Consider the following 15,489-nt stretch of genomic DNA (forward strand, 5'->3'; position numbering starts at 1 on the left):
GCCAATCAAAAAATCGAGAGAAAATTCAAACTTTTAAAACATTAATTTTCAGTTGTCTGACCTTCACTAAGATAGTTGACTTATTAAATAATCAAGCCTATACTGACAACAGTGAACTACAGAACTTGACGAGAGCAAGCAGGTAGTCACAGCATAATCAAATCAATCTGAATATTGTTCACCTTTAATGGCAGTCCAGAGAGGCTGAGAAGGGATAATGTGAAGCAACGGAATTTTTGTGCGCAAAAATACCCGTGTGCAGTTTTTCAACATGACTTTTCAAACCCTCTAGAACTTTCTAGAGGGTTTTTTGTTTGAAACTTACATTGATCATACCCTGTGAACACGGAAAAAACGAAAGGAACAAAAAACATGGAAAATTTTACAGTATTACTTGATGGACCATCGATGAACCGTGCGATTACGCGGATCGCACACGAAATTATTGAACGCAACAAAGGCATTGACGAAGTAATTTTAGTCGGGATCAAAACACGCGGTGCATATTTGGCAAGACGCCTTGCAGAAAGAATCGAGACGATCGAAGGGAAAGCGATTCGGACAGGAGAGCTTGATATCACATTGTACCGTGATGATTTAACACCTAAGCACGATCAGGCACAAGTTAAGCAAGTTGATATTGAGCACCAAGTAAAGGATCAGAAAGTCGTGCTGATCGATGATGTTCTTTATACAGGAAGAACAGTTCGTGCAGCATTGGATGCCATTATGGACTTAGGAAGACCTGCGCAAATCCAGCTTGGGGTTCTCGTTGACCGTGGACACCGCGAATTGCCGATACGTGCTGATTATGTTGGGAAAAATATCCCGACATCAAGCGTTGAACGTATTGTCGTTAATCTCGTAGAAACAGACAAAGAAGATATTGTAACAATTCATAAATTTGAGGATTAAGTGAATACAGGGAGAGAACATCATGACAAAAGCAGTATTGGATATTCATGAAAAACCTACAGTAGGGCAGCTGATTACATTTAGTTTCCAGCACATGTTTGCCATGTTCGGATCAACAATTTTAGTACCAAAATTAGTCGGGTTAAGCCCATCCATTGCGCTTTTAACAAGCGGAATTGCGACAATTATCTTTTTGATTATTACACAGTTTAAAGTACCGGCATACTTAGGTTCATCATTTGCCTTTATCTCTCCGATTATATTAGTAGCAGGCTTAACAGAAGCAGGTGTTTCCATCAATCCTGGAAATGCAATGATCGGTGCAATGATGGTCGGGGTTGTATACGCAATCGTATCATTATTAATTTGGAAAACAGGCTACAAATGGCTGATGAACATTTTACCGCCGATCGTCGTTGCACCGGTAATCATCGTAATCGGTTTAGGGTTATCAGGCACGGCAGTAGATATGGCGATGAATGTAGACGGCGAATACAGCGGTCTTCACTTCTCGGCAGCATTGGTAACATTAGCTACGGCGATTATTTTCAACGTATTCTTTAAAAATATTTTAAGCGCAATGCCGATTCTTATGGGAATTGTTGTCGGCTATATATATTCAGTCATCATTGGAATCGTTGACTTCACAGCAGTAAAAAATGCGAAGTTCTTCGCATTGCCGGACTTTTTAATCCCTGGTGTACACTACGAGTTCCAACTTACAGGAGCAATCTTTATCGGAATGGTGCCGATCGTCATTGTAACAATTTCAGAACATATCGGTCACCAGCTAGTATTAGGGAAAGTTGTAAACCGCAACTATATTAAAGAACCGGGCTTACATCGTTCGCTGTTAGGTGACGGTCTTGGAACATTTGCTTCAGCACTGATTGGTGGTCCGCCAAAAACAACATACGGCGAAAACATCGGGGTTCTTGCGATCACACGTGTATATTCAGTGTATGTAATTTTAGGGGCAGCAGTTGTTGCCATCGTCGTATCGTTCTCAGGTCAGCTAATGGCACTGATTGAAACGATTCCGACAGCAGTACTTGGCGGTATTTCGATCCTGTTATTCGGGATTATTGCAGCAAGTGGTTTACGTATGTTAGTGGAAAGCAAAGTGGACTTCGGAAATAACCGAAACATGGTCATTGCATCCGTAATACTGGTAGTCGGAATTGGTGGAGCAGCAATGCGCTTTACAGAAAGCTTTGCAATTGAAGGAATGGCATTAGCATCGATTATCGGTGTCATCTTGAATCTTGTATTGCCAGGTCGTGAAGTAACAGAAAAAGATATTTACGAAACAGAAGAATAAAAAAATATACCTTTTAAAGATTGTCCAGAGAGGCAAGGAAGGGTATGACATGCATGAAAGGATCATCAACAGGATGATGCTCTACCTTGTCACACCCTCCAAGCCTCGCTAATGATGATAGCGAGGCTTATTTATGACGAGATGTTGTATATTTAAACAAAAAGTAGATTAAATATTCATAATGTAATAAAATAATATCAAGCTAGCATTTGCGCCGGGGCGTAATTGATATAAGCGGAGGCACTCACATGAAAAACTTATTATCGATGGAACATTTGTCAAATGAAGAAATAATGATGATTTTAAATCGCGCACAGCATTTCGAAAATGGAGAAGAACCTGTGTTACAACGCGAATTTCATGTAGCAAACCTTTTCTTTGAGCCTAGTACACGTACAAAAACAAGCTTTGAAATGGCCGAGCGTCGACTAGGATGTACAGTTATTCCGTTTGATGCCGAGTTTTCGAGCACGACAAAGGGAGAAACGCTGTACGATACAGTCAAAACATTGGAAATGATCGGAATCGATGCAGTCATTATTCGGGATAAGGAAGATGAATATTACAACGAGCTTTTGGAAGGTATCGGGTGTGCGGTCATCAATGCAGGAGACGGTGCAGGCCAGCATCCTTCACAGTCACTGCTGGATTTATATACGATTCAAAAAGAGTTCGGACGATTTGAAGGTTTGAATATTACGATCGTCGGTGATATTTCACATAGCCGTGTTGCAAAATCAAATGCGACAGCACTTACTCGTTTAGGGGCAAACGTTCGATTCCTTTGTCCTCCAGCATGGGCAGGCAATTTCGAAGCGGCACACAGCTGGGATGAAGTACTGGAAGACAGCGATGTCATCATGCTGCTGCGTATCCAGCATGAACGTCACTCCGTAAGTAAAAACTTTTCAAAAGAAAGCTACCATGAAGAGTATGGCTTAACAATTGAACGTGAACAGCGGATGAAAGAGCGGGCGATCATTATGCACCCGGCACCGGTAAACCGCGATGTGGAAATTGCGGATGCTCTTGTTGAATGCAGTCGTTCCCGCATTTTTGAGCAAGTGCGAAACGGTGTATTTACACGAATGGCCATTTTAGAAACGATTTTGAAAGGAAGAGATCAATATGAAAACAGTTATACAAAATGTGAAGCTACTCAATGAGGAAGGCGAATTAGTAGTTTCTACTATTGTAATAGAGAACGGCAAAATCGCTTCAATTAATGGAGACATTCCGGCTGGTGCAACGGTTATTGACGGCAAAGGCCATTTTGCATCACCAGGTTTTGTCGATGTACATACACATCTGCGTGAGCCGGGCTTTGAGCATAAAGAAACAATCGCAACAGGTTCGGCTTCTGCGGCAAAAGGCGGCTTTACAACAATTTGTGCGATGCCAAATACGAAGCCGGTACCGGATTCAGTGGAAAATATGCAGCTTATTAACGGCTTGATCAAAGAAAGTGCAGTGATTCGCGTTTTACCATATGGTTCATTAACGAAAGACATTTCGGGTGAGGTTCGCACGAATATGCAAGAGTTAAAAGAACATGGCGCGGTCGCTTTCTCGGATGATGGAATTGGAATTCAGTTAGCTTCGACAATGTATGAGCAAATGCAGCAGGCAGCAAAACTGGATGCGGTTGTTGTTGCACACTGTGAAGATAATTCACTTATCTACGATGGGGTTATGCACGAAGGAAAACGCAATAAAGAACTTGGATTACCAGGGATTCCATCTATTTGCGAGTCAGTACAAATCGCACGAGATGTACTGCTGGCTGAAGCGGCTGGTGCACGTTACCATGTATGCCACGTATCGACGAAAGAATCCGTACGTGCTGTAAGAGATGCAAAAGCAGCAGGAATTAAAGTGACTGCGGAAGTTTGTCCACACCACTTATTATTAGAAGAAATGGATATCCCATCAGATGATGCGAACTGGAAGATGAACCCGCCATTACGTGCTGCAGACGATAAAGACTCACTGCATTCAGCATTGCTGGACGGTACGATCGACTGTATCGCGACAGACCATGCACCGCATACAGAAGAGGAAAAATGCTGCGGTATGGTAGGTGCTCCATTTGGAATTGTTGGTTTTGAGACAGCATTTCCATTATTGTATACAAATTTTGTAGCGACAGGGAAATGGACATTAAAGCAATTAGTCGATTGGATGAGTGTAAAAGCAGCCCAAATTTTCGATCTTCCATACGGAACATTGGAAGTAGGCGCTTCAGCGGATCTTGTACTAATCGATTTAGATAAGGAACAGGCAATCGATGCAGAAGGGTTTGTTTCTAAAGGACGCAATACACCATTTAACGGATGGACAGCAAAAGGATGGCCGGTAGTAACGATGTTTGAAGGCAATATTGTATATCAGGAGGCAGAATAATGAAGAAGCGTTTACTAATTTTAGAAGATGGCACTGTATTTACAGGTACTGCATTTGGAAGCGACAAAGCAAGTCAAGGAGAAGTTGTATTTACAACAGGGATGACAGGCTACCAGGAAACAATTTCTGACCCATCATTTTACGGGCAGATTGTTACATTAACATACCCGTTAGTCGGAAATTACGGTATCAACCGTGATGACTTTGAAGCAATCACTCCTGCAATCCGCGGTTTTGTAGTACGTGAGTTGGCAGAGCAGCCATCAAACTGGCGCTCGGATATGTCTTTAGGGGATTACTTGGCATCACAAAATATCCCTGGCATAGAAGGAATCGATACAAGAAAATTAACGCGCATTATTCGTACAAAAGGAGCTGTACGAGCGATTTTAACTGAAGCAGATGCCGAAGTGGATATCGCACAGATTGTCGCTCAATTACAGGAGACACCTTATATTACACACCATGTCCGCGAAGTTTCGCCAAAAGCGGCATACCCGTCACCAGGACGCGGAAAACGTGTTGTGCTGATCGACTTTGGAATGAAGCATGGAATTTTGCGCGAACTGAACAAGCGTGACTGTGATGTGCTGGTCGTACCATACAATACGACAGCCGAACAAATTTTAGCAATGCATCCGGATGGAATCATGCTTTCAAATGGTCCAGGGAACCCGGAAGATGTAACAGAAGGAATTGAGACAATTAAAGGACTAATCGGAAAAGTACCAATCTTCGGTATTTGTTTAGGGCACCAGCTGTTTTCACTAGCTTGTGGCGCGAAATCGTTTAAATTGCCATTCGGTCACCGAGGCGGAAATCACCCGGTAAAAAATCTGCGTACTGGCCGCACGGATTTAACGAGCCAAAACCATGGCTATGCAATTGATATCGAGTCATTAAAAGATACTGATCTAGAGTTAACGCATGTCGCTTTAAATGATGGAACTTGTGAAGGGGTGCGCCATAAAAAATATCCGATCTTCACTGTGCAGTATCACCCGGAAGCATCACCTGGTCCTGAAGATTCAAACTACCTATTTGACGAATTTATCGAAATGATGGAAATCGAAGCAGCAAAGGAGAATCAATATGCCTAAACGTACAGATATAAATACAATTTTAGTAATCGGCTCAGGTCCGATCGTAATCGGTCAAGCAGCGGAATTTGACTATGCAGGAACACAAGCATGTCTTTCATTAAAAGAAGAGGGCTATAAAGTAATCTTAATCAACTCGAACCCGGCGACAATTATGACAGATACTGAGATCGCAGACAAAGTATACATCGAGCCAATCAGCCTTGAATTTGTATCGCGTATTTTACGTAAAGAGCGTCCGGATGCCATTCTGTCCACATTAGGTGGTCAAACAGGATTAAATATGGCAATCGAGCTTGATGAGTCTGGCATTTTAGATGAACTCGGAATTGAAATTCTAGGTACGAAACTGGATGCGATTCATAAAGCTGAGGACCGTGACTTGTTCCGTAACTTAATGTATGAACTTGGTGCACCGGTTCCGGAATCGGACATTATCCATAACATGGAAGAAGCGAAAGCGTTCGTTGCAAAAATCGGCTACCCGGTAATCGTCCGTCCGGCATTCACACTAGGCGGTACAGGCGGAGGAATCTGCTACAACGATCAGGACTTGCAGGAAATTGTCACGTCTGGTTTAAAATATTCTCCTGTAACACAATGTTTACTGGAAAAATCAATCGCAGGCTTTAAAGAGATTGAATACGAAGTAATGCGTGACGCGGCGGATAATGCAATCGTAGTATGCAATATGGAAAACTTTGACCCAGTAGGTATCCATACAGGGGACTCGATCGTTGTAGCACCAACACAAACGTTATCGGATCGTGAAAACCAGATGCTGCGTAACATTTCACTCGATATTATTCGCGCATTGAAAATCGAAGGTGGCTGTAACGTTCAGCTGGCATTGGATCCTTACTCATTCCAGTACTATGTAATCGAAGTAAACCCGCGTGTATCGCGTTCATCTGCACTGGCGTCAAAAGCGACAGGCTATCCAATCGCGAAGCTTGCAGCAAAAATCGCTGTAGGACTTACACTGGATGAGATTAAAAACCCTGTTACAGGATCAACATTTGCTTGCTTCGAGCCGGCTCTTGATTACATTGTCGCGAAAATTCCACGTTGGCCATTTGATAAGTTTGAATCGGCAAAACGTAACCTTGGTACACAAATGAAAGCAACTGGGGAAGTAATGGCACTTGGTCGTACATTTGAAGAAGCGATATTAAAGGCTGTTCGTTCATTGGAAACTGGCCATGTGCATATTGAAATGAAAAATGCGGATGATTTAACAGATGCATGGATTGAAAAGCGTATTAAAAAAGCAGGGGATGAACGTCTATTCTTTATCGGTGAAGCAATGCGCCGTGGTGTGATAGTGGAAAAAATCCATGAATGGTCTGCAATTGATATGTTCTTCTTAACGAAGCTGAAGAAGATTGTAGACATGGAAACAACATTGGCAGAAAACATTGGCAATCAGGAAATTTTAAGAACTGCGAAACGTTTAGGCTTTGCGGATAAAAAAATTGCACAGCTTTGGGAAATGGAAGAGCAGGCGGTTTATGAATTCCGTAAAGAGCATGGAATTATTCCAGTATATAAAATGGTTGATACATGTGCGGCAGAATTCGAATCGAATACACCATACTTCTACGGCACATACGAGGATGAAAATGAGTCCATCCGTACTGACAAACCTTCTGTTGTAGTACTTGGCTCAGGTCCGATCCGTATCGGTCAAGGGGTAGAGTTCGACTATGCAACAGTTCACTCTGTATGGGCAATTCAAGAAGCAGGCTATGAAGCGATTATCATCAACTCAAATCCGGAAACGGTTTCGACTGACTTCTCGATTTCGGATAAATTATACTTCGAGCCATTAACAATTGAAGATGTGATGCACATTATCGATCTGGAGCAGCCAATCGGTGTAGTTGTACAGTTCGGTGGGCAAACAGCGATCAATTTAGCGGATAAGCTGGAAGCGAACGGTGTGAAAATTTTAGGAACAACACTTGAAGATATTGACCGTGCTGAAAATCGTAATAAATTCGAAGCGGCATTACAAGAATTGAATATTCCACAACCTCCTGGCGATACTGCAACATCAGCTGAAGGTGCGATGAAAATTGCGGAAGGTTTAGGTTTCCCTGTATTAGTTCGCCCATCATATGTGCTAGGTGGTCGTGCAATGGAAATCGTTTATAACATGGAAGAGCTTGCTCACTATATGACAAACGCGGTTGAAGCATCACCGGATCACCCTGTATTGGTCGACCGTTACTTAACAGGACAGGAAATTGAAGTCGATGCCATTTGTGACGGTGAAAATGTGTTAATTCCGGGAATCATGGAGCATATTGAACGCGCAGGAGTGCACTCAGGTGACTCAATAAGTGTATATCCACCACAAAAGTTAACAGATGCTCAGAAGGAAACATTAGTAAACTATACGACTCTTCTTGCAAAAGGACTTGGCATTGTCGGTTTAATGAATATCCAATATGTAATGAGCGAAGGCGAAATTTACGTAATCGAAGTAAATCCTCGCTCAAGCCGTACTGTACCGTTTTTAAGTAAAATTACAAACATTCCAATGGCAAATATCGCAACAAAAGCCATTCTTGGTCAATCGATTATTGAACAAGGCTACCCAACAGGACTGGCAAAAGAACAGCAAGGCGTTTTCGTAAAAGTACCGGTATTCTCATTCGCGAAATTACGACGTGTCGACATTACATTAGGACCTGAAATGAAATCAACAGGGGAAGTAATGGGGAAAGACGCAACATATGAAAAAGCGTTATATAAAGGTTTCGTAGCAGCAGGTATGGAAATTAAAACACATGGTACGATCCTGTTCACTGTATCGGATAAAGATAAACAGGAAGCAATCAGCCTGGCGAAACGCTTCTCAACAGTCGGCTACCGCATCGTAGCTACAGAAGGTACAGCGAAAACATTTGAAGCAAATGGTATTAAAACAGACATCGTTGAAAAAATCGGCGGTAAAGGCAAAACATTGATCGATATGATTCAAAACGGTGAAGCCCAATTAGTTGTCAATACATTAACAAAAGGGAAACAGCCGGCACGCGATGGCTTCCGTATTCGTCGTGAATCGGTTGAAAACGGCGTACCATGCCTAACTTCATTAGATACAGCAGAAGCAATGCTACGCGTAATTGAATCAATGACATTTACAGCAGAAGAAATGCCGAAAGCGGAGGTTGTACACTAAAATGATTCGTCAAGAGAAAATGACAGTTGTAGCACAAAAGCAAATTGCGACGAACATTTTCGAATTGACACTACAAGGACAACTGGTTCAGGACATGTCGCCTGGCCAGTTTGTTCATGTAAAGGTGTCAAATACATTCGAGCCCTTGTTGCGTCGACCAATCAGTATTGCCAATGTCGATAAAGAAAAAAATGAATTTACGATGATTTACCGTGCTGAAGGTCGTGGCACAAAATTTCTGGCAACAAACCGTGAAAATGAAATCGTAGATGTTTTAGGTCCGTTAGGGAATGGGTTTCCCGTTGAAGCGGCAAAACCCGGCCAAACAGCGCTTTTAGTCGGTGGGGGAATAGGTGTCCCGCCACTCCATGAGTTAGCGAAACAACTGAATGCGCGCGGCGTGAAAACGATTCATGTTCTAGGTTTTCAATCAGAGGATGTATGCTTCTACGAGGAACAGTTCAATGCTTTAGGCGATACGTACTATGCAACAGTAGACGGGACGAAGGGAACGAAAGGGTTTGTTACAACAGTATTTGATGAAGTAAAACCCGAGTTTGATCTGTTTTATTCATGTGGTCCATTGCCGATGCTTCGTGCTTTAGAAGGCTATTACTCTGAAAAAGAGGGGTACTTATCCTTTGAGGAACGAATGGGCTGCGGCATCGGTGCGTGCTTTGCATGTGTATGCGATACGACTGAAGGCTACGGAAAAGAATATGTAAAAGTGTGCTCGGATGGGCCAGTATTCCCGAAAGGAGTTGTGGCATTATGAGCCGTTTAAACTTACAATTGCCAGGTTTGGACTTGAAAAATCCAATTATGCCTGCGTCAGGCTGCTTTGGCTTTGGACGTGAGTATGCCCAGCTTTATAACTTGTCAAAGCTTGGTGCCATTATGATTAAAGCAACAACTGTGGAAACGCGTAAAGGAAATCCGACACCGCGTGTAGCTGAAACATCAGCTGGTATGCTAAATGCGATCGGTCTGCAAAATCCAGGGATTGAAAAGATAATGGCAGAAGAGCTGAAGTTTTTGGAAAGCTATGATGTCCCGGTTATTGCCAATGTTGCCGGAACAGAAGTTGCGGATTATGTGGAGGTAGCAGAGCGTATTTCAAAGGCATCTAACGTAAAGGCGTTAGAACTGAATATTTCTTGTCCGAATGTAAAATGCGGAGGGATACAGTTCGGGACGGATCCGGAAACAGCTAGGCAGTTAACTGCTGCTGTAAAGGCGGTTTCAAGTGTACCTGTATATGTAAAGCTATCTCCGAACGTGACAAATATCGTAGACATTGCCAAAGCGGTTGAAGCAGGCGGAGCGGACGGTATAACGATGATTAACACACTTGTGGGAATGCGTTTGGACGAGCGTACGGGCAAACCTGTCATTGCAAACGGGACAGGTGGTTTATCAGGTCCAGCCATTAAACCGGTAGCTATACGAATGGTGTATGACGTTTATAAAGCAGTGAACATTCCGATTATCGGCATGGGCGGGGTAACTTGCGCACAGGATGTAATCGATTTTATGTCAGCTGGTGCATCAGCTGTAGCAGTTGGTACAGCAAACTTTGTTGATCATTTCGTATGCCCGACAATTATTGATGAATTACCGGACTTGCTTGACACGTTGAATTTGAACCATATTTCAGAACTTATCGGAAGGAGCCACCGTTAATATGAATACAAAACCTATTATTGCTTTAGATTTTCCCGGTGAAAAAGAAGTTATGAGCTTTTTAGGGCAATTCGATGAGAGACTTTTCGTTAAAATCGGGATGGAACTGTATATGCAGGAAGGTCCCGATGTTGTGCGAAAAGTAAAAGAACAAGGACACGATATATTTTTAGATTTAAAGCTTCATGACATCCCGAACACTGTGAAATCAGCGATGAAGGGCTTAGCGGGGCTTGGTGTGGATTTAGTGAATGTCCATGCAGCAGGTGGACGCACGATGATGGAAGGTGCATTGGAAGGTTTGGATGCCGGTACACCAGCCGGGGCTAAAAGAGCAGCATTAATTGCCGTTACACAACTGACGTCTACGACAGAGCAGCAAATGCAAAATGAGCAAAAAATTGCCCTATCTTTAAAAGAATCCGTTTTACAATATGCACAGCTTACAAAACAAGCTGGTCTTCAGGGTGTAGTCTGTTCAGTTCATGAAGCACAGGCAATCCGTGAAGCATGCGGTGATGACTTTTTACGGGTGACACCGGGTATTCGTATGCTTGGTGGGGAATCACATGATCAGCAGCGTATTGCAACCCCTGATGGAGCTAAAAAGGATGGTTCGTCATTAATTGTTGTAGGTCGTGCTATTACTGGAGCTGTCAATCCGGTAAAAGCGTATCAAGAAGTTTGTAACTTATGGGAGGCTAACTAAAATGTCATTACAAAACGAAATTGCACATGCAATGCTAAAAGTAGGAGCGGTGGAATTAAATCCAACCGATTTATTTACATGGGCTTCAGGAATTCAGTCACCGATTTATTGCGATACACGTTTAACAATTTCAGATCCTGTTATTCGAAAACAGCTTGCCAATGGACTGTCCTCATTAATCAATGAGCATTTTTCTGACTGTGAAGTAGTGGCCGGTACTGCTACTGCGGGGATACCTCATGCTGCCTGGGTTGCGGATATTATGCAATTGCCAATGGTGTATGTGCGTTCAAAAGCAAAAGAGCACGGGCGCGGAAACCAGATTGAAGGAAAATATGCAAAAGGTCAAAAGGTCGTTGTAATTGAGGATATCATCTCAACAGGAGGTTCATCCATTACTGCTGTTGAAGCATTACGTAATGCAGGTTGTGAAGTGTTAGGGGTCGTATGTGTATATACATATAATCTGCCTAAAGCGGACCAAGTATTTAATGAAGCTGGCGTTAAATATGTTTCATTAACAAATTTCGATTACTTAATCGATGCGGCAAAAGAAGCAGCTGCTATTCAGGAAGCCGACATTCCATTCCTGAAAAATTGGCATCAAGACTTAAAAACAGGAAAATTAAAATAAAATAAAAATTTCAATCCGTGGGGGTATCAGCTCCCGCGGATTGTTTGTTAAACCAATCGGGCTACTACTGATAGTATGAATCCCCATTTATACAAGATAAAAAAATATTAAAAATATTCAAAAATGTGTGAAGTTATCAAAAATATACTTTACACGTTTTTGTTATAGTTATATAATTCCATTATGCAAATTATCAGTTTTTTTAATAATGAAGTTTAATGGATTTAAATTTTATTAAACTACATAAAAAAGTATTTCTAGATGTTTTTATGTAGAAAAGACATAATTATAATCATTAAGCGTTAATTTTTATAGTAAATTATCCGAAAATTTAAACTTAAAAGAATAGTTTGCTATTGATAAATTTAAAATGTTAAATTAGAATAGTTAGAAAGTTTAATAATTGACATGTAAATATATTTTATGGATAATTTACGAAGTAGTACAAAAAATTAACAAAATATTAATATTTTTAAAAGACTGAGTATTAGCAAGGTTTAAATTTTTTTGATAAGGGTATTTTAATCTATTTGGAAAAATTTAATATAGAGCGAGTTTAGCAGAGTCGATTGTATGTTTAAGGAGAAAGGAGCGGTTATTTAATGTCTACGAATGAATTATTAGAAATCCGAAATTTACGTACGAGTTTCCGAATTAAAGATACATACTACCCAGCTGTAGACAATGTTTCGTTAACGCTTCGCAAAAATGAGATTTTAGCAATTGTTGGTGAATCAGGTTGCGGGAAAAGTACTTTGGCAACATCAGTAGTCGGGTTGCACAATTCAGTAACTACAAAAGTTGAAGGGGAAATTCTTTATAACAATCAAAACTTAGTTAAATTGACAGATGAACAGTTTAATAAGTTAAGAGGAAATGACATCGGTTTCATTTTCCAGGATCCACTTTCTGCATTAAACCCATTAATGCGTATCGGAGAGCAAATTGAAGAAGGGTTAATTTATCATACAAAATTAACTAAAGAACAACGTGAAAAACGAGTTATTGAATTACTGGATCAAGTAGGGATCGCCAATATGCAACGCGTTGCACAACAATTCCCTCATCAGTTATCGGGCGGTATGCGTCAGCGTGTTATGATCGCGATCGCATTATCAGGAAAGCCTGCAATCATTATTGCGGACGAACCGACAACAGCACTTGATGTAACAATCCAAGCGCAAATTTTAGATTTATTGAAGTCTCTGCAAGATGAAATTCAATCAGGCATCATTTTAATTACACACGACTTAGGGGTTGTTGCTGAAGTAGCGGACCGAGTAGCTGTAATGTATGCCGGAGAAGTAATAGAGGAAGCACCTGTTGTGGAATTATTCAGAAATCCGAAGCACCCGTATACAAGGTCTTTGCTGAAATCAATTCCTCAAACAAACAGTGAGAATGAAAAATTAGAAATAATTCAAGGGATGGTTCCTTCTTTAATGAAGTTACCACGCCAAGGCTGCCGTTTCTCATCACGTATTCCTTGGGTTCCACAATCAGCACATGAAGCAGATCCACAGCTTCATGAAGTAGCTCCTGGCCATCTTGTACGCTGTACTTGCTGGAAAGATTTCCATTTTGAGGATGAGGAAGGGAGCGTAAATCAATGAGTTTCATGCAAGTAGAAGATTTAAAAGTTCACTACCCGATCCGAGGTGGATTTTTTAACACAGTAGTTGACCATGTTTACGCAGTAGATGGTGTAACGATGGAATTTGACCGCGGAAAAACTTACGGTCTTGTAGGTGAATCCGGCTCAGGTAAATCTACAACCGGTAAAGCGATTATCGGGTTGGAAAAAATTACATCAGGCCGTATTCTTTATGAAGGTGAAGATGTAACAAATGCACGCCGTAAACGTGATTCAGCATATAACCGTGATATCCAGATGATATTCCAGGATTCGCATTCCAGTATGAACCCGCGTAAACGTGTATTGGATATTTTAGCAGAGCCAATTCGTAATTTCCTGAAGTTGTCTCCGCAAGAAGAGCGAAAGCGCATTAATGAGCTACTCGCAATTGTAGGGATGTCAGAGGACGTACTACTTAAATATCCACACGAGTTTTCTGGTGGACAAAAGCAACGTTTAGGGATTGCCCGTGCAGTTGCATGTAACCCAAAAATGATTATCGCGGATGAGCCGGTTTCGGCACTTGATTTATCCGTACAGGCACAAGTTTTAAACTTTATGAAGGATATTCAGGAACAATATGGAATTAGTTATTTATTCATCTCTCACGATCTAGGTGTTGTTCGCCATATGTGTGACCATATTTCTATCATGTATAAAGGCAGATTCGTAGAAACAGGTAAGCGTGAAGATATTTACACAAATCCGCAGCATATTTATACAAATCGTCTGCTTTCAGCAATTCCTGATATTGAGCCTGAAACTCGAATTGAACGTAAGCTTGAGCGTCAGAAAGTTGAGGCAGCATATCGCCAGGAACAACATAAATATTACGATAAGGATGGAAAAGTATATCCTTTAAAATCGATTTCAGACTCACATAGAGTAGCAATGTCTGAAGATGAAAAGGAGCGTGTATAGTATGTGGAAAACGATAGTTCGCCGTGTATTAATAATGATTCCGCAGCTATTTATTTTAAGTCTCCTAATTTTCATATTAGCGAAACAAATGCCAGGGGATCCATTCACAGGATTAATTACTCCTGAAACAGATCCGAATGTTATTGAAGAATTACGTGTTAAAGCAGGTTTCTATGATCCGTGGTATGTACAGTACTATAACTGGATAACAAATGCAGCACAAGGTGACTTCGGTCAGAGTTATACATTTAAAAAGCCGGTTGCAGATATTATTGGAGACCGTGCAATGAACACATTATTACTTTCATTGCTTAGTGTAATTTTCCTTTATGTGCTGGCGATCCCTTTAGGAGTACTTGCTGGACGTTACCACGATTCATTCTTGGATAAATCTATTGTACTTTACAGTTTTATCTCTTATGCAATCCCTGCATTCGTACTATATTTAATCTTCGTTTTCATTTTCGGCTACCGACTGATGTGGTTCCCGACAAGTGGTACGGTGGAAATAGGGTTAGACCCGGGAACCTGGAGTTATTATTGGAGTAAGTTCTACCATTTATTGTTACCGGCAGCCAGCTATGCACTGCTAGGTACGACGGGTGTCATTCAATATTTACGTTCGGAAATTATTGATGCAAAAACAATGGATTATGTTAAAACAGCACGCAGTAAAGGGATACCGATGAAGAAAGTATATTCACGTCATATCTTCCGTAACTCATTGTTACCGATTGCAGCGTTCTTAGGATTCACGATTACCGGTTTACTCAGTGGATCGATTTTCATTGAAACTGTATTCGCTTATCCGGGAATGGGGAAATTGTTTGTCGAGTCCATTTCAAGTCGTGACTACAGTGTAATAACGGCATTAGTAATGTTATACGGCTTCTTAGCATTATTAGGTAGTCTATTATCCGATATTATCTTAAGTATAGTGGATCCGCGAATTCGCATAGACTAATCAATAAATTAAT

At 41.2% G+C, this 15,489-nt stretch carries 13 protein-coding genes; all 13 read left to right on the forward strand.

Going from position 1 to position 15,489, the window contains the following annotated elements; all coding sequences use genetic code 11:
- Positions 1-372 precede the first annotated feature (372 nt).
- The 13 genes from pyrR (at position 373) to opp4B (ending at position 15,476) form a co-directional block, all read left to right on the forward strand.
- Complete coding sequence (gene pyrR, locus AC0VXV_RS04980; protein ID WP_475530586.1) at positions 373-915, forward strand: bifunctional pyr operon transcriptional regulator/uracil phosphoribosyltransferase PyrR; 543 nt, start codon at positions 373-375, stop codon at positions 913-915.
- Between the two features lie 22 nt (positions 916-937).
- The gene (locus AC0VXV_RS04985) at positions 938-2,236 is read left to right on the forward strand and encodes a solute carrier family 23 protein (protein WP_475530587.1); all 1,299 of its coding nucleotides are present in this window, start codon (positions 938-940) and stop codon (positions 2,234-2,236) included.
- Positions 2,237-2,484: 248 nt separating this feature from the next.
- Positions 2,485-3,402, forward strand: a complete 918-nt coding sequence (locus AC0VXV_RS04990) for an aspartate carbamoyltransferase catalytic subunit (RefSeq protein WP_475530588.1) — start codon at positions 2,485-2,487, stop codon at positions 3,400-3,402.
- On the forward strand, positions 3,365-4,639 hold the full coding sequence (locus tag AC0VXV_RS04995) for a dihydroorotase (protein ID WP_475530589.1): 1,275 nt from the start codon (positions 3,365-3,367) through the stop codon (positions 4,637-4,639). The genes AC0VXV_RS04990 and AC0VXV_RS04995 overlap by 38 nt, the downstream gene beginning before the upstream one ends.
- Entirely contained in the window at positions 4,639-5,739 is a 1,101-nt protein-coding gene (locus AC0VXV_RS05000) for a carbamoyl phosphate synthase small subunit (RefSeq protein WP_475530590.1), read from the forward strand. The genes AC0VXV_RS04995 and AC0VXV_RS05000 overlap by 1 nt, the downstream gene beginning before the upstream one ends.
- Entirely contained in the window at positions 5,732-8,929 is a 3,198-nt protein-coding gene (carB, locus tag AC0VXV_RS05005) for a carbamoyl-phosphate synthase large subunit (protein ID WP_475530591.1), read from the forward strand. The genes AC0VXV_RS05000 and carB overlap by 8 nt, the downstream gene beginning before the upstream one ends.
- A 1-nt stretch (position 8,930) precedes the next feature.
- Positions 8,931-9,704 (forward strand): dihydroorotate dehydrogenase electron transfer subunit, encoded by a 774-nt coding sequence (locus tag AC0VXV_RS05010; RefSeq protein WP_475530592.1) that lies wholly within the window; start codon positions 8,931-8,933, stop codon positions 9,702-9,704.
- On the forward strand, positions 9,701-10,612 hold the full coding sequence (locus AC0VXV_RS05015) for a dihydroorotate dehydrogenase (protein WP_475530593.1): 912 nt from the start codon (positions 9,701-9,703) through the stop codon (positions 10,610-10,612). The genes AC0VXV_RS05010 and AC0VXV_RS05015 overlap by 4 nt, the downstream gene beginning before the upstream one ends.
- A 1-nt stretch (position 10,613) precedes the next feature.
- On the forward strand, positions 10,614-11,321 hold the full coding sequence (gene pyrF, locus AC0VXV_RS05020) for an orotidine-5'-phosphate decarboxylase (protein ID WP_475530594.1): 708 nt from the start codon (positions 10,614-10,616) through the stop codon (positions 11,319-11,321).
- Between the two features lies 1 nt (position 11,322).
- Complete coding sequence (gene pyrE, locus AC0VXV_RS05025; RefSeq protein WP_475530595.1) at positions 11,323-11,955, forward strand: orotate phosphoribosyltransferase; 633 nt, start codon at positions 11,323-11,325, stop codon at positions 11,953-11,955.
- Between the two features lie 602 nt (positions 11,956-12,557).
- Entirely contained in the window at positions 12,558-13,568 is a 1,011-nt protein-coding gene (locus AC0VXV_RS05030; protein ID WP_475530596.1) for an ABC transporter ATP-binding protein, read from the forward strand.
- The gene (locus AC0VXV_RS05035; protein WP_475530597.1) at positions 13,565-14,512 is read left to right on the forward strand and encodes an ATP-binding cassette domain-containing protein; all 948 of its coding nucleotides are present in this window, start codon (positions 13,565-13,567) and stop codon (positions 14,510-14,512) included. Before AC0VXV_RS05030 ends, AC0VXV_RS05035 begins: the two co-directional genes overlap by 4 nt.
- 1 nt (position 14,513) lies before the next feature.
- Positions 14,514-15,476 (forward strand): oligopeptide ABC transporter permease, encoded by a 963-nt coding sequence (opp4B, locus tag AC0VXV_RS05040; protein WP_014824528.1) that lies wholly within the window; start codon positions 14,514-14,516, stop codon positions 15,474-15,476.
- The last annotated feature ends 13 nt before the right edge of the window (positions 15,477-15,489 follow it).

The sequence above is a fragment of the Solibacillus sp. iso_87 genome, from assembly GCF_056173085.1.

Bases quoted from the DNA above. Each gene is read 5' to 3' on its own strand.
- pyrR (WP_475530586.1), top strand. From the start codon at position 373: ATGGAAAATTTTACAGTATTACTTGATGGACCATCGATGAACCGTGCG.
- AC0VXV_RS04985 (WP_475530587.1), top strand. From the start codon at position 938: ATGACAAAAGCAGTATTGGATATTCATGAAAAACCTACAGTAGGGCAG.
- AC0VXV_RS04990 (WP_475530588.1), top strand. From the start codon at position 2,485: ATGAAAAACTTATTATCGATGGAACATTTGTCAAATGAAGAAATAATG.
- AC0VXV_RS04995 (WP_475530589.1), top strand. From the start codon at position 3,365: ATGAAAACAGTTATACAAAATGTGAAGCTACTCAATGAGGAAGGCGAA.
- AC0VXV_RS05000 (WP_475530590.1), top strand. From the start codon at position 4,639: ATGAAGAAGCGTTTACTAATTTTAGAAGATGGCACTGTATTTACAGGT.
- carB (WP_475530591.1), top strand. From the start codon at position 5,732: ATGCCTAAACGTACAGATATAAATACAATTTTAGTAATCGGCTCAGGT.
- AC0VXV_RS05010 (WP_475530592.1), top strand. From the start codon at position 8,931: ATGATTCGTCAAGAGAAAATGACAGTTGTAGCACAAAAGCAAATTGCG.
- AC0VXV_RS05015 (WP_475530593.1), top strand. From the start codon at position 9,701: ATGAGCCGTTTAAACTTACAATTGCCAGGTTTGGACTTGAAAAATCCA.
- pyrF (WP_475530594.1), top strand. From the start codon at position 10,614: ATGAATACAAAACCTATTATTGCTTTAGATTTTCCCGGTGAAAAAGAA.
- pyrE (WP_475530595.1), top strand. From the start codon at position 11,323: ATGTCATTACAAAACGAAATTGCACATGCAATGCTAAAAGTAGGAGCG.
- AC0VXV_RS05030 (WP_475530596.1), top strand. From the start codon at position 12,558: ATGTCTACGAATGAATTATTAGAAATCCGAAATTTACGTACGAGTTTC.
- AC0VXV_RS05035 (WP_475530597.1), top strand. From the start codon at position 13,565: ATGAGTTTCATGCAAGTAGAAGATTTAAAAGTTCACTACCCGATCCGA.
- opp4B (WP_014824528.1), top strand. From the start codon at position 14,514: ATGTGGAAAACGATAGTTCGCCGTGTATTAATAATGATTCCGCAGCTA.